Below are 17,824 nucleotides of genomic sequence, written 5' to 3' on the forward strand. Positions count from 1 at the left end.
GATCTCAGGAACCCAGCAGCTCGGCCAGCGCCCGGTCGGCGTCCAGGTGCCGCAGCTCCCGGTCCTCGGGCACCGCCTGGTAGCTGGCCCAGAGGAACCGGCGCAGATCGCCGGCCTCGAACCGCACCAGCGCCACCCCCTCCGGCGCCCGCAGCTCGACCATGGTGTGCGCGCCCCGGCAGGGCCGGACGTGCACGTCCCCGAGCCCGCTCGGCAGCTCCAGCCCGCAGGCCAGCAACTGCCGCGCGAACACCCACACCACCTCGGCCCCACCCTGCGGCGCAGACCGCTCGTCCAGCGAGTACTCGGCCGGAAACACCATCCGCACCGCCAGCGGATCGTTCCGCCGGTACCGCAGCACCACGGTGAGGCCGGTGGACACCTGGGTGCTGAGGATCAGCCGGGCCTGGACGACGTGCTCGACACTGGCGCTGCGCATGGGGGGCTCCTTGGGGACGGGACATGCGGTCACCAGGAGAGAGCGGCGCGGGGGCGGGGGATTACCGGGGCGGACGGGTGATGTGGGTCACGTTGATCAAGTACCATAATGACCCCATCCCAAGTACCGTTTCGGTATGGCCATGAATCTGCGACTCAGCGACGAACAGCAGGAAGCCCTGAAGGCCCGGGCGGAGGAGGAGGGGCGCAGCATGCACGCCGTCGTACTGCTGGCCATCGAGCGGTACCTGCGCGAGGAGTCCGATCGGGACTCGGTGCGCAAGCTCGGCGCCAAGTACGCGACCCGCCACGCCGATCTGCTCCGGAGGCTGGGCGAGTGAAGTACCTGACAGTCCGGGAGGTCCTGGAGCTTTCGGAGTTCGCCTGCCAGGGGCGGAGCATGGGGGTCCGGGATCTCGGTCTGCTCGACTCGGCGGTGCACCGCCCGGGGTCCGAGATGTTCGGGATCGAGGCCTACGCCACCGTATGGGAGAAGGCGGCGGCGCTGCTGCACTCGCTGCTGATCAACCATCCGTTCGTGGACGGGAACAAGCGCACCGCGTGGATGTGCACGGTGGTCTTCCTCGACCTCAACGGGGCCGAGATGCCGGCCGTCGATCAGGACGGGGCATACAAGCTGGTGGTGGGTGTGGCGGCGGGTGCGATCCATGAGCTGGGCGATATCGCGCGGCGGTTGCGGGAGCTGCACGACGCCCAGTGAGGGTCTGTGTCGAGCTCGGCGACGGCCCTGGGCCCGGTACGCTAGGCGGGTTGTCCGATCGCCCGCCGACTGCGGGGTGGGGCCGGGAACACCGCCCTGACCTGCGACAATCACCTTTTCCGGAGACCGTGAGTACTGCCGCCTCTTCGCCCGCGCCGTCCATCTCGCCGCTGTTCTCCGATGCCGCCGACCCGCACCAGGCGCTTCGGCCCAGCGGGACCTCCGCCGCTACGCACCTGTCTCCGGCGTTCCCGGGCCGGGCGCCCTGGGGGACCGCAGGCAAGCTGCGGGCTTGGCAGCAGGGGGCGCTCGACAAGTACATCGAGACCCAGCCCCGGGACTTCATGGCGGTCGCCACCCCGGGCGCAGGCAAGACCACCTTCGCCCTGACCCTGGCCTCCTACCTGCTGCACAACCACCTGGTGCAGCAGGTCACCGTGGTGGCGCCCACCGAGCACCTGAAGAAGCAGTGGGCCGAGGCGGCCGCGCGGATCGGCATCCGGCTGGATCCGGCGTACTCCTCGGGTCCGCTCTCCCGGGACTACCACGGCATCGTGGTCACCTACGCGGGCATCGGGGTCAACCCGATGCTGCACCGCAACCGCACGGAGTCCCGCAAGACGCTGGTGATCATGGACGAGATCCACCACGCCGGCGACTCCAAGTCGTGGGGCGAGGCCTGCCTGGAGGCGTTCGAGCCGGCCACCCGGCGGCTCGCGCTGACCGGTACCCCGTTCCGCTCGGACACCAACCCGATCCCGTTCGTCCAGTACGAGCCCGACGCCGACGGCCTGCGCAAGTCGGTCGCCGACTACACCTACGGCTACGGGCACGCGCTGGCCGACCACGTCGTCCGCCCCGTGATCTTCCTCTCCTACAGCGGCAACATGCGCTGGCGGACCAAGTCCGGCGACGAGCTGGAGGCCCGGCTCGGCGAGCCGATGACCAAGGACCTGATCGCCCAGGCCTGGCGGACCGCGCTCTCCCCGCAGGGCGAGTGGATCCCCAATGTGCTGCGGGCCGCCGACAAGCGGCTCACCGAGGTGCGCAAGGCGATCCCGGACGCCGGCGCCCTGGTGATCGCCAGCGACCAGAACTCGGCCCGCGCCTACGCCAAGATGATCCGCGAGATCAGCGGCAGCAAGGCCACCCTGGTGCTCTCCGACGAGGCCGAGGCGTCCAAGAAGATCTCCGAGTTCTCCGCCTCGGACGACCGCTGGATGGTCGCGGTCCGGATGGTCTCCGAGGGCGTCGACGTGCCCCGCCTGGCGGTCGGCGTCTACGCCACCTCGATCTCCACCCCGCTGTTCTTCGCCCAGGCGGTGGGCCGCTTCGTCCGGGCCCGCAAGCGCGGCGAGACCGCCTCGGTCTTCCTGCCCTCGGTGCCGATGCTGCTCGGCTTCGCCAACGAGATGGAACTGCAGCGCGACCACGTGCTGGACCGGCCGAAGAAGGAGGGCGACGGGCTCTTCGACGAGGAGGACCGGCTGCTCGCCGAGGCCGAGCGGGCCAACGACGGTCCGGACGGGGCCGGCGGCGAGGAGCTCTCCTACGAGGCGCTCGGGTCCGACGCGGTGTTCGACCGCGTGCTCTACAACGCCATGGAGTTCGGGATGCAGGCGCACCCGGGCTCCGAGGAGGAAGAGGACTACCTCGGAATCCCGGGCCTGCTGGAGCCGGACCAGGTGCACCTGCTGCTGCAGAAGCGGCAGAGCCGGCAGATCCAGCGCTCCAAGGCCAAGCCCGCCGAGGAGGCCGACCTGCTCGAACTGCCGGCCGAGCAGCGCCCGGTGGTGACCCATCAGGAACTGCGGGAACTGCGTAAGGAGTTGAACACCCTGGTGGCCGCCTGGCACCACCGGACCAACCAGCCGCACGGCACCATCCACAACGAGCTGCGCCGCCAGTGCGGCGGTCCGCTGACCGCCCAGGCCACCGCCAACCAGCTCAGGGCCCGGATCGCCAAGGTCAAGGAATGGGCCCGCTGACCTCGCTTTTCCAGCCGGCGGGAACAACGGTCCGTCACCGTTCTGCCGACGGTTCGTCACGGTGATTTCGGCCCGGCGCACCACGAGTGCGCCGGGCCGTCCGCATTCCGACCGGCGAGTTCCCCGGAAACTCCCAGGTGTCCGTTACCCGGAACGACGGTGCCGGCGGCGGCCCGAACAGGCCCGCGAATTGCCGACTATTGCCCGGGTTGGTCCGAATCCAAAAAATCGATCTTGACCGAATTTTGGACAAGCACTTCCGCAGCGCCGATTCAGTTACTACTTTCTCCCCACGCTCTGCCGTAGGCACGACCTCCTACCGGAGCGCGCAGGGCCGCGTGTGCCGATGACGTCGCAGCAGGCCTGCCGCGTCCATCACCCCTGCGCGCGACTCACTCGGTCGGCGCGGCGGCCTGTCGGTCGGCCGACGCCGTGGAAAGGAATGCGTGTCGTGACCGCCGAGACCTCCCAGACCCTTGACCGCGGTGTCCGGGTGCTCAAACTGCTGGCCGACTCGGAGCGCGGGCTGACCGTCACCGAGCTGGCAGCCCGGCTGGCCGTCAACCGCACCGTGGTCTACCGGCTGCTGGCCACCCTGGAGCAGCACGGGCTGGTCCGCCGCGACATCGGCGGGCGGGCCCGGGTCGGCCTCGGGGTGCTGCGGCTGGCCCACCGGGTGCACCCGCTGCTGCGCGAGGCGGCGCTGCCCGCGCTGCGCAGCCTGGCCGAGGACCTCGGGGCGACCGCCCACCTCACCCTGGTGGACGGCACCGAGGCGCTGGCCGTCGCCGTGGTGGAGCCCAGCTGGACCGACTTCCACGTCGCCTACCGCACCGGCCTGCGGCACCCGCTGGACGAGAGCGCGGCCGGCAAGGCCATCCTGGAGGCCCGCAAGCACCCCGGCCAGCGGCGGCCCGAGCAGGCCTTCGTGATCACCCGGGCGGAGGAGCAGTCGGGCGCCAGCGGCGCCGCCGCCGCGCTGATCGGCCTGAGCGGGATCGAGGGCAGCGTCGGTGTGGTGATGCTCAACGGTTTGGTGCCCGAGCGGGTCGGGCCGCGGGTGGTGGAGGCGGCGACCGAGGTGGCGGACGCCCTGCGCTGAGCCGCGGTGTGTTTGGATTCCCCTTGTGCCTGCTGACTCCCACACCTCCTGGCTGACCCCGCGCCGCCGGGCGCTGACGCTCTGCGGCGCCGTCCTGGCCGTGCTGTTCCTGGTGGCCGCGTTCGCCCCGCTGCCGTTCACCAAGACCTGGCCGGGCGCCACCGCCAACGCGCTGGGCAGCTACCAGGGCAACCAGGTGGTGACCATCACCGGTGCCCCGGTCCGGGCGACCAGCGGGACGCTGCTGGTGACCACCATCCTGGCCACCGGGCCGAAGGAGTCGATCAGCCTGGAGGCGGCGCTGCAGGGCTGGCTGGACCCGAAGGTGGCGGTGCTGCCCCGGGACAGCGTCTACCCGCAGGGCGACATGAGCCAGGCCCGCCAGGAGGTGGTGCAGTCCCAGGACAGCGCCACCGCCGCCGCGCTGAGCTATCTGCACCTCTCCCCGGACCAGGTGAAGGTCTCGGTCGACCTCGGCGACATCGGCGGCCCCAGCGGCGGCCAGATGCTCACCCTGGCGATCATCGACAAGCTGGCCGGCAACGGCAAGGGCGGCGACCTGACCGGCGGGCGCGACATCGCCGGCACCGGCACCATCGACGCCAACGGCGACATCGGCACGGTCGGCGGGGTGGCGCTGAAGACCCAGGCAGCGGCCCGCGACGGTGCCAGCGTCTTCCTGGTGCCGCGTGCCGAGTGCGCCGACGCCAAGGTCAACACCCCGTCCGGGCTGCGGCTGGTCCCGGTGAACACGCTCAGCGACTCGGTGGCCGCGCTGAACGCGCTGGGCAGCGGCGGGCCGGTGCCCAGCTGCTGAGACCGCCCGTCTGATCAGGCCGTCGGCGGCTCCTCGCCGGCGGCCTGCGCCACCAGCGGCAGCACCCGGTAGGGCACCGGGTTCTCCAGTGCGATCGCGGTCGCCGCCCGGACGATCCCGTCGAAGCCCACCACCCGGTCGATCACCCGCTGCAGGTCGGCGTTGGAGCGGGCGACGATCCGGCAGAGCATGTCGCCCTGCCCGGTGATGGTGTGCAGCTCCAGCACCTCGGGCACCGCGGCGAGGTGGGCCCGCACGTCGGAGCCCTGGCCCTGCGAGATCTCCAGGGTGGCGAAGGCCGTCACCGGATAGCCGAGCGCCGCCGGATCCACCTCGGGCCCGAAGCCCCCGACCACCCCGCGTGCCATCAACCGGTCCAACCGGGCCTGCACCGTGCCCCGGGCCACCTGCAGCCGGCGCGAGCACTCCAGCACCCCGATCCGCGGCTCGGCGGCCAGCAGTTCGATCAGCCGGGCGTCCAAGGCGTCGATTCGGGACGCAGCACCGATATGGGGCGAAGCTGGCACGTGCATCGGAGGCCTCCAGGGCTGGGCAGTCTGTACAGCCGGCAGACGCATTCTGCGACCAGAGCGCACAGCTTGACCAGCGTTCGACCGAACAGTTGCGCAGCGACGTGAGCGGGGCCACTCTCCACCCACGACCCCGTGACGGGCACCCCCCACCCGCCGCCACGGGCCGCCGGCCCCACACCCCGGGGCGGGCGAGGTCCTCACGCCTACAGGGAGGCAGTCATGACCGACACCGCCGCTCAGTCCGTCCCCGCCGACTCCTTCCCGGTGAAGGGGATGGACGCCGTCGAGTTCGCAGTGGGCAACGCCAAGCAGGCCGCGCACTACTACTCCACCGCGTTCGGGATGCGCTGCGTCGCCTACCGCGGCCCGGAGACCGGCCACCGCGAGACCGCCAGCTACGTGCTGGAGTCCGGCTCCGCCCGGTTCGTCTTCACCTCGGTGATCAAGGCGACCACCGACCACGGCAAGTTCATCGAGCAGCACGTGGCCGCCCACGGCGACGGCGTGACCGACCTGGCCATCGAGGTGCCGGACGTCCACGCCGCCTACGCCTACGCCATCGAGCACGGCGCCACCGGCCTGGTCGAGCCGCACGAGCTGGACGACGAGCACGGCACCGTGGTGCTGGCCGCGATCGCCACCTACGGCGAGACCCGGCACACCCTGGTGGACCGCTCCCGCTACGCCGGCCCGTACCTGCCCGGCTACGCCGCCAAGAACCCCATCGTGGCGCCGCTCGCCCGCCGCAACTTCCAGGCCATCGACCACTGCGTGGGCAACGTCGAGCTCGGCAAGATGAACACCTGGGTGGAGTTCTACAACCAGGTGATGGGCTTCACCAACATGAAGGAGTTCGTCGGCGACGACATCGCCACCGAGTACTCCGCGCTGATGTCCAAGGTGGTCGCGGACGGCACCCGCAAGGTGAAGTTCCCGCTGAACGAGCCGGCCATCGCCAAGAAGAAGTCGCAGATCGACGAGTACCTGGAGTTCTACGGCGGCCCCGGCGTCCAGCACATCGCGCTGGCCACCAACGACATCGTGGCGTCGGTCCGGCAGATGCGCGAGGCCGGTGTCGAGTTCCTGGACACCCCGGACAGCTACTACGACACCCTGGGCGAGTGGGTCGGCGACACCCGGGTGCCGATCGAGGAGCTGCGCGAGCTGAAGATCCTGGCCGACCGCGACGAGGACGGCTACCTGCTGCAGATCTTCACCAAGCCGGTCCAGGACAAGCCGACCGTCTTCTTCGAGATGATCGAGCGGCACGGCTCGATGGGCTTCGGCAAGGGCAACTTCAAGGCGCTGTTCGAGGCGATCGAGCGCGAGCAGGAGAAGCGCGGCAACCTGTAGCACCGCGGGTGGCCCAGGGTCCCGGTCCGTTCCGTCCGGACCGGGGGCCGTCGGGCTGCCCGGGCGCCGGATCAGCGCACCACGGTCTGCACGTCCGGCGGATGCCCGTTCCAGGTGACGAAGACCGAGTTGGTGCTGTCCGCCTGGGTGAAGTCGACCCGCAGCCACTGGTCGCCGGTCCACATCTGCAGCTGCCAGCCCGGATCCGGTACGGCTGAGACCAGCTCGGCGCTGTCCGGGCGCAGGTTCACCGCGACCCGGCCGCCCGGCACCAGATAGCTCCGCACCGTGCCGCCGCCGCCTGGGGCGCTCGGCGGGCCCGCGTCGCTCGGCACCGGGTGCCGCTCGGACACCGGGGTCGGGCTGTGCTCAGGGGCGGCGGTTTGCGGGGGCTGCGGGGTCGGCGCGGCGGCCACCGGCGGTGACCTGGCACTGGGCCGCTCGGCGGGGCTCGGCGGCGCCGAGATCCGGCTGCGGCTGGGCGTCGACACGTCCCCGCCGGCCCCGGCCGCCCGCAGGCGGGGACGGGCCCGCAGGTGGCGCGACGGCATCGCCTGAGGTGGCCGCGGTCCTTCGCAATCACCTCCTGCGCAGCACACGCCACAGCCACACCCCTCCGGTATGGTCGATGGCTGGTCGACCGGCCGGCGGGATGGAGCGGGCAAGTGACAGTGGTGCATGAGGACCAGCGGACGGTGCGAACCGCCCCCCGGCCCGCCCCTTCGCCTGCAACGAGGTGGCGACCCTGGGTCACCGCCCCGGTGCGGGCGGTGCGGGAGGCACCGCGCAAGCCGATGTGGATCGCCACCCTGCTGGCGCTGGCCTCGCTGTTCGGCTACGCGCTGGTCCGGCACCTGATCGGCACCGCCATGGTGGACATGATCGTCTACCGGGCCGAGGGCAACGCGGTGGTCCACCACCTCGACCTCTACGGGCTGCGGGTCACCGCGGCCAACCTGCCGGCCACCTACCCGCCGTTCGCCGCGCTGCTCTTCGTGCCGACCACCTGGTTCTCGGTGAGCTTCCTACGGGTCGCGGTCACCGCCGGCAACGTCGGACTGCTCGCCCTGGCGGCGCTGCTCTCGTTCCGGCTGGCCGGCTGGCCCAACCGGCAGCTGCGGCCGATCGGCGTGGTGCTGGTCGCCGGGCTCGGTGTCTGGCTGGAGCCGATCTACACCAATCTGCGCTACGGCCAGATCAACCTGCTGCTGCTCTGCCTGGTGCTCTGGGACTTCAACGTCGCGCGGGACCGCGGCTGGAAGGGCGTCGGCATCGGGATAGCGGCCGGCATGAAGCTCACCCCGGGACTGTTCGCCGTCTACCTGCTGCTCACCGGCCGGATCCGGGCCGCGATCACCGCCGGCGTCACCTTCCTGGTCACCTTCGCCGCCAGCGCGCTGGTGCTCCCCGACGCCAGCAAGGGCTTCTGGACCAAGTACCTCTACGACTCCTCCCGAGTCGGCCGCACCGACATCGTCGACAACCAGTCGCTGCGCGGGATCGTCGCCCGGTTCGAGCAGGTGCACGTCCCCGGGCCCGGGGCCGCGCTGCTGGTCGCCGTGGTCGCGGTGGCCGGCCTCGCGATCGCCGCCCAGCTCTGGCGCAACAACCGCCGACTGCCCCGCGCCGAGGCCTGGGGCGTCTGCTGCACCGCCGTCACCGCGCTGCTGGTCTCGCCGATCAGCTGGACCCACCACTGGGTCTGGTGCGTGCCGCTGCTGGTGCTGCTGGCCGCCGAGGCGGACCATGAGCGCACCCGGCCGGTCGCGGTGCGCCGCCTGCGCTGGCGGCCGATCTTCGTGATGACGCTGCTCGGCTTCTGCTCCTTCGCGATGTGGATGGTGCCGCACGTCGGCATAGTCGACCTCCGGCTCAGCCTGTTCCAGCAGCTGCCCGCCGGCCTCTACCCGTGGATCGGGCTCTGCTTCCTGACCGTGGCCGCCCTGCGGGTGCGGGCCCGGCGACTGGCGGTGGGACGTCCGGTGGTGCCCCAGCCGCGCTCCGCCTCCCGGGCACCCGGGGCGCTGATCGCCCCGCGCACCTCCGCCGAGCAGCGCCCGCCCGTGGAGCAGCGCACCCCCGCGGTGCGCTGATCCGGGCCGCTGGCCGCACCGGCTCAGGCCAGCTTCCCGCCCGCTGAGCAGCGCCCGCCCGTGGAGCAGCGCACCCCCGCGGTGCGCTGATCCGAGCCGCCGGCCGCACCGGCTCAGGCCAGCAGCGCGGCGAGCGAGCCCTCCAGGTCGAGGACGCCCAGCTCGCTGCCCGGCGGCACCAGCCGGTGGCAGCGCTCCAGCCAGGCCGCCACGGTCGGCAGCGGCGCCTCCAGCAGCGCGTCACCGCCCGGTGAGGTGAGCGCGAGGCAGAGCACGCTCTGCCGACCGATGGGGGCACCCCCGGCCGAAGGCTGGGGGAGGGTGGGCCAGATCCGCACATCGCCCTGACCGCACGGGCGGAAGGTGCCCTCGACCAGCAGCTCGCGGGCGAACACCCAGGTCACCGGGGAGCCGGTGTCCAGGTGGAAGGTGATGTGCACGGCGTACGGGTCGTGGCTGCCGTACGACAGCCGGGCCGGGACCGGGATGCTGCGCTCGGGCGAGAGCACCAGCTTCAGCTGCAGTTCCTGCTCCACCACGCTCGGCTGGACGTCCATGGCGTCGTTCCTCTCGATCGCTCCCACCGGCCCGTGCAGGCCGCTTCACCCGGAGAGAGCGCGGGGGCGCCGAGGTCTTACACACATTCCGGGCGGATGTCCCGGGAATCTCCAACACGAGCGGAGGGCGCCCCGAAAGGGCTACCCTTTGTGACTGCCCGGCGACGTGGCGTGCGTCCCCGCCGAGGCCCCAGGAGAGTGGATCAGCCATGTCGGACCAGCCAATGGTCGCCAGCCGGGCGGCCGCACCCGAGCCCGGCTACTACCCGGACCCGTCGGTGCCGGGCTTCGTCCGCTACTGGAACGGCGGTACCTGGGTGCCCGGGACCAGCCGTCCGGCACCCGCCGCGGGCGAGGTGCTGCCCCCGCCGCCGTTCGCCGACCGGCCGGCGGCGCGGCCCAACGCGCGCTACATCCCGCCGCCCGTGGTGCCCGCCCCGCCCACCGCGCCGGAGCCGGCCGTGGTGGTGGCCGGCGAGGACTGCGAGACCGGGCCGGTTTTCCTGGACGAGACGGGCGCCAACGCGGTGTTCACGCTCGGTCCGGCGGCCCAACTGGACGAGCCGGGGTGGCGGGCCGATCCGCATGAGCAGCGCGGGCTGCTGGAGACGGGGGGAGCGCCGCGCTGGGTGTCCTGGGGGGTCACGGAGGGTACCGGCGCGCACGGCGCGGCGGGGGCGCCTGCCGCGGGGGCTGCTCCGATTGCCGAGGCGGGACCCGCCTTCGCGCCGGCCTCGGCTCCCGCGCCCGTTCCGGCACCGGCTCCCGTTCCCGCACCGGCTCCCGTTCCTGCCCCTGTGTCTGCGCCCGTGCCCGTGCCCGTGCCTGTGCCTGCGCCGGTGGCGGCTGCCGCGCCGGTGCCGGGGCCCGCATCCATGGCCGCTCCCGGGCCCGCTCCGGTGGTGCCCGTGCCTGCTCCGGTGCCGGCCGTGCGCCAGAAGTCGGCCCCGCCGACCTCCGATGCCACCAGGGCGCCGGCGGCACAACTCGCGGGAATCGGTCGCCGGCTTTTGGCCAGGCTGGTGGACCTGCTGCCACTGGCCGCCGTCGGCACCGCCGTCGGTCTGCCGCTGGCCACCCAGACCAGCGCCTACCTGCAGCAGAAACTCGACCAGGCCCGGACGGTCAGTCAGCTGACCCGCCGCGAGGTGGACGTCTGGCTGATCGACGGCACGGTCATCGGGCGGGTCGCCCTGCTGCTCGGCGCGCTGCTGCTGGCCGGCCTGCTGCTGGAGGTGCTGCCCACCGCGCGGACCGGCCGCACCCTGGGCAAGCGCTTGCTCGGGCTACGGGTCGTCAGGGCCGGGACCAGGCAGCCGCCGGGCGTCGGCCGGGCCTGCGGCCGCTGGCTGGTCGGTCAGCTGCTGCTGGTCACCGTGCTGGGACTGGCCGGCCTGGCGGCCTGGCCGGACAAGGCGGCACGCACCACGGTGGTGCGCGGCTGACCGGCGGTCAGGATCGGTTCAAGGTCGGCGAAACGGGTCGGATATCCGTAGAAGATACGATTTGCGGTGATCTACTGCTCATATGAGCAGCTACGACCCGTCGAACGCCGATCCGGAAGGAGGCGGCAAGCCCTCCTTCGACAAGCAGCCGTCGCAGCCCGGCGCGAACGGCTCCCCGTACAACGGCAAGCCCTCCGACCCCGGTGACTACCAGGGCAGCTACGGCGGCCCGGCGCCCGGCGGCAGCCCGTACAGCTCCTACGGCGGCGCGCCCGGCGGTGTCCCCCAGGGCGGCCCGACCCAGATCGCCGGCATGCCCCCGCTCGGCACCTGGCCGAGCCGGATCCTCGCCCGCCTGATCGACTACGTGATCATCCAGGTGGTCGCCTTCGCGGTGACCCTGCCGATCAGCGGCTTCGACCGGAACGGCTGGACCGAGGGCGTCTGGGTGTACTACGCGCTGTACCTGGTCTACGACGGCGTGATGCTCTCCCGGGACGGCCAGACCCTGGGCAAGAAGGTGATGAACGTCCGGGTCGCCATGCTGAGCGACGGCGCCCGCCCGAACCGCCAGGCCGCCTGGACCCGGGCCGCCGTCTACACCGTGCCCGCGGTGCTCTGCTGCGGCCTGTGGTGGCTGGTCGACGGCATGTTCGGCGTCTTCGACAAGCCCTACCGCCAGTGCATCCACGACAAGGCGGCGAAGACCGTGGTGGTGTCCACCAACTGACGTACCGGCTGACGTACCGGCTGACGTACCGGCAGCCCCCGGGCGACTGGCGGACCCACCCGCTAGCGTTGCCCGGGTCCGGTCCGCGCCGGCCGGACCCGCCTGACACCCGGGGGAACACCGTGATCACGACCGTCGACCTGGCCGCCTGGCCCACCACCGAGGCGGCGGCGCTGGCCGAGCAGCACCGCCTGCGCCCCCTGGTCGAGCCGCACGGCCCGGCACCCGCCCCCGGCGCCCTGGTGGCCGGAGTCGACGTCGCCTACGACGACGACCGGGACGTGGTCGCCGCCGCGGCCGTCCTGCTCGACCTCGACACCCTGGAAGTGGTCGAGCAGGCCACCGCCGTCGGCCGGATCGCCTTCCCCTACCTGCCGGGCCTGCTGGCGTTCCGTGAGCTCCCCGCTGTGATCGACGCCCTGTCCCGGCTCACCCGCCGACCGGACCTGGTGGTCTGCGACGGCTACGGCCTGGCCCACCCGCGCCGCCTCGGCCTGGCCAGCCACCTGGGCGTGCTGACCGGCCTGGCCACCATGGGCGTGGCCAAGACCCCGTTCACCTTCAGCAGCACCGACCCGGGCCCCGAGCGCGGCGCCTGGACCCCGCTGGTCGACACCGGCGACGGCAGCGAGGTCGGCCGCGCGCTGCGCACCCGCGCGGGAGTGAAACCGGTCTTCGTCTCGGTGGGCCACCGGATCGGGTTGTCCGAGGCCGTCTCCGCCGTGCTGGCACTGACCCCCAAGTACCGCCTGCCGGAGACCACCCGGCAGGCCGACTCGCTCTGCCGGCGGGCGCTGGGGGAGGCGGTGAAGGGCTGAGGCGGGGGTGGGCCGGGCTGGGTGGGGTCGTGTCTGCTGGGGTCGCCGGTGACGTGGGGGGTGCCGTAGGGCCGGACGCACCTGGAGAACGTGCTCAGGTCGCCTTGTCGAACGCGGCGCGCATGGTCCGCGTTCCGGGGGTGTCGGACTCCACGCTGGAGCGCTTGCCGATCAGGTAGCTCCGCAGGGTCCTGGCGACCTCGTCGCCTGGCCGGGGAGACGCTCTGCGGGGAGTACAGCGACTCTGGCCGGCCAGCTCAGCCAGCTCAGCCAGCTCAGCCAGCCCGGCTGAGGTGCCCGTGGTGGTCAGCGTGTCGTAGGGGGTGCGTGCCGCGACCGCGTCATCGAGTTCGCGTGTTGCAGAGTAGCGATCTCCACGACTACGTCCCCTTTACATCCCCTTCGGGGCGTCGGCGCCGCGTGCGTTGATCTCGCGGTCGATGGCCGCCGGGTCCGGCGTCGGCAACTGGGTGGAGTTGCGTGGCGGGAGTTGGAACTCGCCGCTGGGGGTGTAGGGCGTGTTGCGTGGCGGGAGTTGGAACTCGCCGCTGGGGGTGTAGGGCGTGTTGCGTGGCGGGAGTTCGAATTCGCCGCTGGGGGTGTAGGGCGTGTTGCGTGGCGGGAGTTGGAACTCCCCGCTGGGGACGTACGGCGTGTTGCGTGGCGGCAGTTCGAACTGGCCATCACCTGCGGGGACCACGTAGGGCGCGTTGATGAGCTTGGTGGCGAATGGGTCGGGGCTGCCCGGCGGGAGCACGTACGGCGCGTCGATCACGGCGCTCATGGTGCTCGCGGTGGTGGCCGACTGGCTGGTGGTGGCGGGGCCGGGGGGCGCCTGGTTGATGGCCGCCAGCTGGTTGGCCACCGACTGGTCGGTGCTGCGGTAGTTCTGCGCCATCGCCACGAGCTTGCCGCCGTAGCCGTCCATGTCCTTGGCGAGCCCGTCGAGCAGCGTCTTCCAGGCGGCGGTGCAGTCGTGCAGCGCGCCGGCTGTCGCCCAGCCCTGCAGGCTCCCGGAAGCCTGGTCGCTCGGCTGGACGATCTTCGTCGTCTCTCCCGGTATCTGCTCGGCGATCTGCTGGCCGCTCTTTCCGCTGGCGGTCAGCACATCGGGATTCACCTGGAGCGTCTGGCTCCCCTCGGGCTCCTGCATGGTCCCCCCACGTGTCTCATCGGATACTCTGGGTAGGCACCGTAGCAGGAGCATCCGACACTCGCACATGAGTACGGAAACCCAGTTTGGCGGCGCACGACTGCCGGACGGACACCCGTGGTGGTGGACACGACGGTTGGCGTTGCGTTGAATACTGGGCAGGCTCGGACGGACACGAGGACGGGGAGGGCGCGAACCGTGGCCGACAACGGGAGCAGCGGCTCCGGCTACCAGGTCGAGGTGGACAGCCTGCGAGCGTTCGCCGGACAGGTGCGCAGCCTGCTGGCCGACTTCCAGGCGAACGCCGACGGACCCACCGCGCACGCCAAGTCGGGCATCGCCCGCGGCTCCCTCGGCGACTTCGCCGAGGCCACCGCGCTGCACAATCAGTACGACGTGATGCGTGACGGCCTCAAGGACGTCCTCACCGCCCTGCAGCAGGCGGTCGACGAGGCCCAGAAGAAGGCCGACCTGACCGCCAGTAACTACGAGGAGCAGGAGCACCAGACCTCCCAGAGCCTCCAGGTCACCTCCGACGGCTGGTCGGTCGGCAGCCCCGCGACCGCCGCCGCCTACGGCGCGTCCGCCGCCGGCGGCGCGGCGACGGGCGCCGTGGCCGGTCGGTCGGCGGCCAACCGGGCCGCGGACCGGGCGGGTGCCGATCCGAGCACCGGTGACGCGGCGGCGCGCGACGGTGCGGTGCCCTCGCTGGCGGGGGTCCCGGCGGGCGCGCCTGCGGGCGGCAAGCGCAAGCCGGGCGGCGCGAAGCCGGACCAGGGCGCGCCGGCGAGTGATGGCCAGGACGGGACGGAGCTTCCGCAGTGGTGACGACTCGTCAGGAGCTGGTGGTGGACTTGGTGGCGATGCCTAGGACGACACGGGGTGAGTCGGCGTGAGTGACGATGTGACGGACTTCAGCGCCTACAGCCACTCCCAACTGCGGAACATGGTCGAGTCGCTGAACTCCGGCGACGTGATGTCCGCCAGCGACCCCTGGCGTCGCGCCGCCAACACCCTCAAGCAGATCCGCACCTCCCTGGACACCGCCTCCGGCGACGCCACCCAGAAGTGGGAAGGCAATACCAGCGACGCCTTCTACGGCGCGATGACCAAGCTGGCCGGCAACGTCAACAACACCGCCGCCTACGCCAACGACGCGGCCAACACGCTGCAGATGATGTCCGAGGCCATCGACCAGGCCAAGCACGACATGCCCGAGGAGCCGGGTTTCTGGGAGCAACTGGGCAACGGGATCTCGGACACCGTCCAGAACACCATCGGGACCGGCGACGACAGCACCAAGACCCCGATCGCCGACCAGCGCAAGGCCCAGGCCGTCGCGGTGATGCAAACGCTGGCGAACAAGTACCGGACTGCGGTGCCGGTGCTGAAGCCGCCGGCACTTGGGTTTGACGATCCAACGGTTCCGCCCCCGGATCCAACCGCCGCCGCGGCGCTGAGTGCATTTGTGATGGGCGCTGGCGCGGGAGCCATCGGCGGCTATGCGACGGCGCCGGATACCCGGCAGGCAGCGAACCGGGCGGCCACCGCGAGTACCCCGGCTCCGAAGCCCCGTCAGGTCTCGTCGACCACCTCGGCAGGGCCCACGGACTCCGGGATCAAGGGCGGTGTCCCGAACTCGGCGCCCACGGCGCCGAAGTCCGTCGCGATCGGCTCGGGAACTGCACCGGTGGCGTCCACAGCCGCGCCGCAGGGCACGGCTCCGTTGCCCACCGCGCCGACGACGGGCACCAGTCTGGACCACACGGCACTCGCCGGTCGGCCTCCGGCGATCGCCACCGGCGGCGCACCGAGCGGCGTGCCGAACGGCATCGCGCCGAGCGGCACCAATCCGATGCCGGTGGGCCTCGGCACCAGCGCCGGTCAGAGCCCGCTGCTGGGCGAGCGCGGCTCACGCGGCGCGTTCGATGCGCCGCTGACGCCTCGTGGGGGACGGCCAGGTGCGGGATCGACGCCTCGCGAGGGTGTCTTCACCGGCGAGGGCGAGCCGACTGCGAGCGGTGGCGGGCGCGTTCCTGGCGGAACGTCAGGATCAGGCGAAGCGGCCGGGATGCCGGGCGGCCGGGCCGCAGCCGGGATGCGTGGTGGTGCTGCGAGCCGCCGACGGATCGGTGCGGTCGGCGAACCGGAGGAGCCGGTGGGTGGCGCGGCGAGTGGAGCCGCGCGTGAGAGGGCCTTCACCGAGGGTGGCACGGGCCTCGGTGCTCGCGGCAGGGCCGGCGCGGAGCGCGTCGCGGAACCCGGTGAGGAGGGCATGGGCGTGCCTCCCGGCACGCGGGACACACGGCGGAAGAAGAAGCCCACGGGCAAGCGGGCGGACTACCTGGTCGAGGACGAGGAGACCTGGGCGTCGGATGAGGACGCCAACCCCGACGTGGTGGAATGAGGGGCTGACGTCGACGAGATGGGGGAGCGGTCATGACCGGCAGGCGGTCGATGCGGGGAATGGCTGCTCTGGCGGCTGGGGCCCTGGTGTGGGGCTTGGCGGCCGGGCCTGCCGTGGCGGACAACATTCGGGACCAGCAGTGGGCACTGAAGGTCTATGACGCCCCGAACAAGGTGTGGCCGATCAGCCAGGGCGATGGTGTCACGGTTGCGGTCCTGGATAGCGGTGTTGCTGCCAACCACCAGGACCTGACGGGCCAGGTGCTGCCGGGTACCGACCTAACCGGGGCCGAGACGGACGGCCGGACGGACAGCATCGGCCATGGCACTGCCATGGCGAGCATCATTGCTGGTCATGGACATGGAGATCAGGCTGGAGTAATGGGTCTGGCTCCCAAAGCCAAGATCCTGCCAGTCCGGATCGGAATTCATGAGGTTGACGACATCTCGGGAGGGCCGGATCTGAAGTTCGATCAGGCTCTTCGCTTTGCGGTGGATAAGGGCGCAAAGGTCGTCAATATGTCCTTCGGCGGGGGGCTTCGGACCGATCCCTCAGCACGAGAAGCAGTGCAGTACGCGCTGTCTCACGATGTGGTGTTGGTGGCAGCCACTGGCAACCTCGCCTCCGACGTCTCCTACCCCGCCGCCTTCCCCGGAGTCGTCGCCGTCGGTGCGGTCGACCAGCATGGCAACGTCTGGGCGAAGTCCAACCACGGCCCCGAGACCACCCTGGTCGCCCCCGGTGTCGGCATCTACAGCGCGGGCAACGCCTCCCCGACCGACTACCGCTTCGCCGACGGCACCTCCGACGCCACCGCCTACGTCTCCGCCATCGCCGCCCTGGTGCGTTCCAAGTACCCCGACCTCACCGCAGGCCAGGTGATCCGCCGGCTGATCACTACTGCTGTCGCGCCGCCTGACGGCAGTGCGGTGCCCAATGACCGCTACGGCTACGGGATCGCGTCCCCGTCGAAGGCGCTGGCGGCGAACCCCGCAGTGGACGGCGGGCCGAAGGACAATCCGTTGCTGAACCGGGTGGAGTCGCAGGGCGCGCCCGATTCGGCGTCGCCCGCGCCGGTGCCGCAGGCGGCGGCGGGTGGTGGTGGCGGGGTGTCGGTGTGGCTGTATGTCGCGGGTGGGGTAGTCCTGTTGCTGGTGGTGGGCGGGATCGTCGTGCTGGTGCGGCGGGTCACGGCGTGACGCGGGAGTGCTACAGCTGCGCCCGGACGGCGGTGCTCGACGAGTTGCCGCCGCGTGAGCGGGTGGCGGTGGATGAGCACTGGCGGGTGGCGCACGCGTTCGGGGCGGGGTTGCTGGGCTGGCTGGTGCTGCTGCCCCGACGGCATGTGCTGAGCATCGCCGAGCTGAACGACGACGAGGCGGCGGCGCTGGGCCGCTGGCAGGTGCGGCTGTCGCGGGCGCTGACCGCGGAGACCGGTTGCCGGAAGGTCTACGTGGCCCAGTTCGCCGAGGCGCCCGGGTTCGGGCATGTGCATTTTCATCTGGTGACCCGGCCGCCGGAGTTGGCGCAGGAGCTGCGCGGGCCGAGGGTCTTCGGGCTGCTCGGCGATGAGGCCGGTCCGTCGGAGCGGGAGCGGGACGAGTTCGCGCTGCGCCTGGGCGCCCGGCTCGGGCGGTCGGCATCGTCTCAAGATCGATTTGGCTCCTGA

19 protein-coding genes are annotated in these 17,824 nt (G+C 71.8%); 14 read left to right on the top strand and 5 right to left on the bottom strand.

Translation table 11 applies throughout. The features are described from left to right. Positions 1-4 precede the first annotated feature (4 nt). Positions 5-439 (bottom strand): SsgA family sporulation/cell division regulator, encoded by a 435-nt coding sequence (locus P3T35_RS22535; protein ID WP_101381608.1) that lies wholly within the window; start codon positions 437-439, stop codon positions 5-7. A 136-nt stretch (positions 440-575) separates the two neighbouring features. Between P3T35_RS22535 and P3T35_RS22540 the strand changes: the two genes are divergently transcribed. From P3T35_RS22540 to P3T35_RS22560, 5 genes are all read left to right on the top strand, one after another. Further along, entirely contained in the window at positions 576-779 is a 204-nt protein-coding gene (locus P3T35_RS22540; RefSeq protein ID WP_180356542.1) for an Arc family DNA-binding protein, read from the top strand. Next, positions 776-1,159: a type II toxin-antitoxin system death-on-curing family toxin gene (locus P3T35_RS22545; protein WP_101381609.1), complete on the top strand. Its 384-nt coding sequence runs from the start codon at positions 776-778 to the stop codon at positions 1,157-1,159. The genes P3T35_RS22540 and P3T35_RS22545 overlap by 4 nt, the downstream gene beginning before the upstream one ends. A 236-nt stretch (positions 1,160-1,395) precedes the next feature. Next, positions 1,396-3,147 (top strand): DEAD/DEAH box helicase, encoded by a 1,752-nt coding sequence (locus tag P3T35_RS22550; RefSeq protein WP_101385168.1) that lies wholly within the window; start codon positions 1,396-1,398, stop codon positions 3,145-3,147. A 451-nt stretch (positions 3,148-3,598) separates the two neighbouring features. Beyond that, a complete protein-coding gene (locus tag P3T35_RS22555) occupies positions 3,599-4,249 on the top strand; it encodes a helix-turn-helix domain-containing protein (RefSeq protein WP_101385169.1) in 651 nt (216 codons plus the stop codon). A 25-nt stretch (positions 4,250-4,274) separates the two neighbouring features. Further along, a complete protein-coding gene (locus tag P3T35_RS22560; RefSeq protein ID WP_280707449.1) occupies positions 4,275-5,066 on the top strand; it encodes a S16 family serine protease in 792 nt (263 codons plus the stop codon). A 14-nt stretch (positions 5,067-5,080) separates the two neighbouring features. Here the strand turns inward: P3T35_RS22560 and P3T35_RS22565 are convergent, their stop codons facing one another. After that, the gene (locus P3T35_RS22565) at positions 5,081-5,599 is read right to left on the bottom strand and encodes an Lrp/AsnC family transcriptional regulator (protein WP_101381610.1); all 519 of its coding nucleotides are present in this window, start codon (positions 5,597-5,599) and stop codon (positions 5,081-5,083) included. 219 nt (positions 5,600-5,818) lie between these two features. Between P3T35_RS22565 and hppD the strand changes: the two genes are divergently transcribed. Next, positions 5,819-6,952, top strand: a complete 1,134-nt coding sequence (gene hppD / locus P3T35_RS22570; protein ID WP_101381611.1) for a 4-hydroxyphenylpyruvate dioxygenase — start codon at positions 5,819-5,821, stop codon at positions 6,950-6,952. A gap of 71 nt (positions 6,953-7,023) precedes the next feature. Here hppD and P3T35_RS22575 read toward each other — a convergent pair whose 3' ends face one another. Next, the gene (locus P3T35_RS22575) at positions 7,024-7,503 is read right to left on the bottom strand and encodes a hypothetical protein (RefSeq protein WP_101381612.1); all 480 of its coding nucleotides are present in this window, start codon (positions 7,501-7,503) and stop codon (positions 7,024-7,026) included. 219 nt (positions 7,504-7,722) lie between these two features. Here P3T35_RS22575 and P3T35_RS22580 point away from each other — a divergent pair, with 219 nt between their 5' ends. Next, entirely contained in the window at positions 7,723-9,045 is a 1,323-nt protein-coding gene (locus tag P3T35_RS22580; RefSeq protein WP_280707454.1) for a glycosyltransferase 87 family protein, read from the top strand. A 113-nt stretch (positions 9,046-9,158) separates the two neighbouring features. On the opposite strand, the gene P3T35_RS22585 is transcribed toward P3T35_RS22580, so the two are convergent. After that, positions 9,159-9,602 (bottom strand): SsgA family sporulation/cell division regulator, encoded by a 444-nt coding sequence (locus P3T35_RS22585; protein WP_101381613.1) that lies wholly within the window; start codon positions 9,600-9,602, stop codon positions 9,159-9,161. A 209-nt stretch (positions 9,603-9,811) separates the two neighbouring features. Between P3T35_RS22585 and P3T35_RS22590 the strand changes: the two genes are divergently transcribed. The 3 genes from P3T35_RS22590 (at position 9,812) to P3T35_RS22600 (ending at position 12,595) form a co-directional block, all read left to right on the top strand. Beyond that, positions 9,812-11,047: an RDD family protein gene (locus P3T35_RS22590; RefSeq protein WP_101381614.1), complete on the top strand. Its 1,236-nt coding sequence runs from the start codon at positions 9,812-9,814 to the stop codon at positions 11,045-11,047. A gap of 82 nt (positions 11,048-11,129) precedes the next feature. Continuing rightward, positions 11,130-11,777 (top strand): RDD family protein, encoded by a 648-nt coding sequence (locus P3T35_RS22595; RefSeq protein ID WP_101381615.1) that lies wholly within the window; start codon positions 11,130-11,132, stop codon positions 11,775-11,777. Between the two features lie 125 nt (positions 11,778-11,902). Further along, positions 11,903-12,595: an endonuclease V gene (locus P3T35_RS22600; protein WP_101385172.1), complete on the top strand. Its 693-nt coding sequence runs from the start codon at positions 11,903-11,905 to the stop codon at positions 12,593-12,595. 391 nt (positions 12,596-12,986) lie between these two features. Here the strand turns inward: P3T35_RS22600 and P3T35_RS22605 are convergent, their stop codons facing one another. Then, the gene (locus tag P3T35_RS22605) at positions 12,987-13,748 is read right to left on the bottom strand and encodes a type VII secretion target (RefSeq protein WP_101381616.1); all 762 of its coding nucleotides are present in this window, start codon (positions 13,746-13,748) and stop codon (positions 12,987-12,989) included. A gap of 198 nt (positions 13,749-13,946) precedes the next feature. On the opposite strand from P3T35_RS22605, the gene P3T35_RS22610 reads away from it, so the two are divergent. The 4 genes from P3T35_RS22610 to P3T35_RS22625 all read left to right on the top strand — a co-directional run bounded on the left by P3T35_RS22610 (position 13,947) and on the right by P3T35_RS22625 (position 17,824). Further along, positions 13,947-14,576, top strand: coding sequence for a hypothetical protein (locus tag P3T35_RS22610; RefSeq protein WP_101381617.1), 630 nt, complete (start codon positions 13,947-13,949; stop codon positions 14,574-14,576). A gap of 64 nt (positions 14,577-14,640) precedes the next feature. Beyond that, a complete protein-coding gene (locus P3T35_RS22615; RefSeq protein ID WP_143676868.1) occupies positions 14,641-16,155 on the top strand; it encodes a PPE domain-containing protein in 1,515 nt (504 codons plus the stop codon). Between the two features lie 32 nt (positions 16,156-16,187). After that, on the top strand, positions 16,188-17,354 hold the full coding sequence (locus tag P3T35_RS22620; protein ID WP_101381619.1) for a S8 family serine peptidase: 1,167 nt from the start codon (positions 16,188-16,190) through the stop codon (positions 17,352-17,354). Then, positions 17,351-17,824 carry an HIT family protein gene (locus P3T35_RS22625; protein WP_101381620.1) on the top strand — a complete coding sequence of 158 codons (474 nt, stop codon included), beginning with the start codon at positions 17,351-17,353 and terminating at the stop codon, positions 17,822-17,824. The genes P3T35_RS22620 and P3T35_RS22625 overlap by 4 nt, the downstream gene beginning before the upstream one ends.

This window comes from Kitasatospora sp. GP30 (assembly GCF_029892145.1).
In the GTDB taxonomy this organism is placed as follows: domain Bacteria; phylum Actinomycetota; class Actinomycetes; order Streptomycetales; family Streptomycetaceae; genus Kitasatospora; species Kitasatospora acidiphila.

Coding starts and splice junctions, on each gene's coding strand:
- P3T35_RS22535 (WP_101381608.1), bottom strand. CDS start 439: ATGCGCAGCGCCAGTGTCGAGCACGTCGTCCAGGCCCGGCTGATCCTC.
- P3T35_RS22540 (WP_180356542.1), top strand. CDS start 576: ATGGCCATGAATCTGCGACTCAGCGACGAACAGCAGGAAGCCCTGAAG.
- P3T35_RS22565 (WP_101381610.1), bottom strand. CDS start 5,599: ATGCACGTGCCAGCTTCGCCCCATATCGGTGCTGCGTCCCGAATCGAC.
- hppD (WP_101381611.1), top strand. CDS start 5,819: ATGACCGACACCGCCGCTCAGTCCGTCCCCGCCGACTCCTTCCCGGTG.
- P3T35_RS22575 (WP_101381612.1), bottom strand. CDS start 7,503: ATGCCGTCGCGCCACCTGCGGGCCCGTCCCCGCCTGCGGGCGGCCGGG.
- P3T35_RS22585 (WP_101381613.1), bottom strand. CDS start 9,602: ATGGACGTCCAGCCGAGCGTGGTGGAGCAGGAACTGCAGCTGAAGCTG.
- P3T35_RS22590 (WP_101381614.1), top strand. CDS start 9,812: ATGTCGGACCAGCCAATGGTCGCCAGCCGGGCGGCCGCACCCGAGCCC.
- P3T35_RS22595 (WP_101381615.1), top strand. CDS start 11,130: ATGAGCAGCTACGACCCGTCGAACGCCGATCCGGAAGGAGGCGGCAAG.
- P3T35_RS22605 (WP_101381616.1), bottom strand. CDS start 13,748: ATGCAGGAGCCCGAGGGGAGCCAGACGCTCCAGGTGAATCCCGATGTG.
- P3T35_RS22620 (WP_101381619.1), top strand. CDS start 16,188: ATGACCGGCAGGCGGTCGATGCGGGGAATGGCTGCTCTGGCGGCTGGG.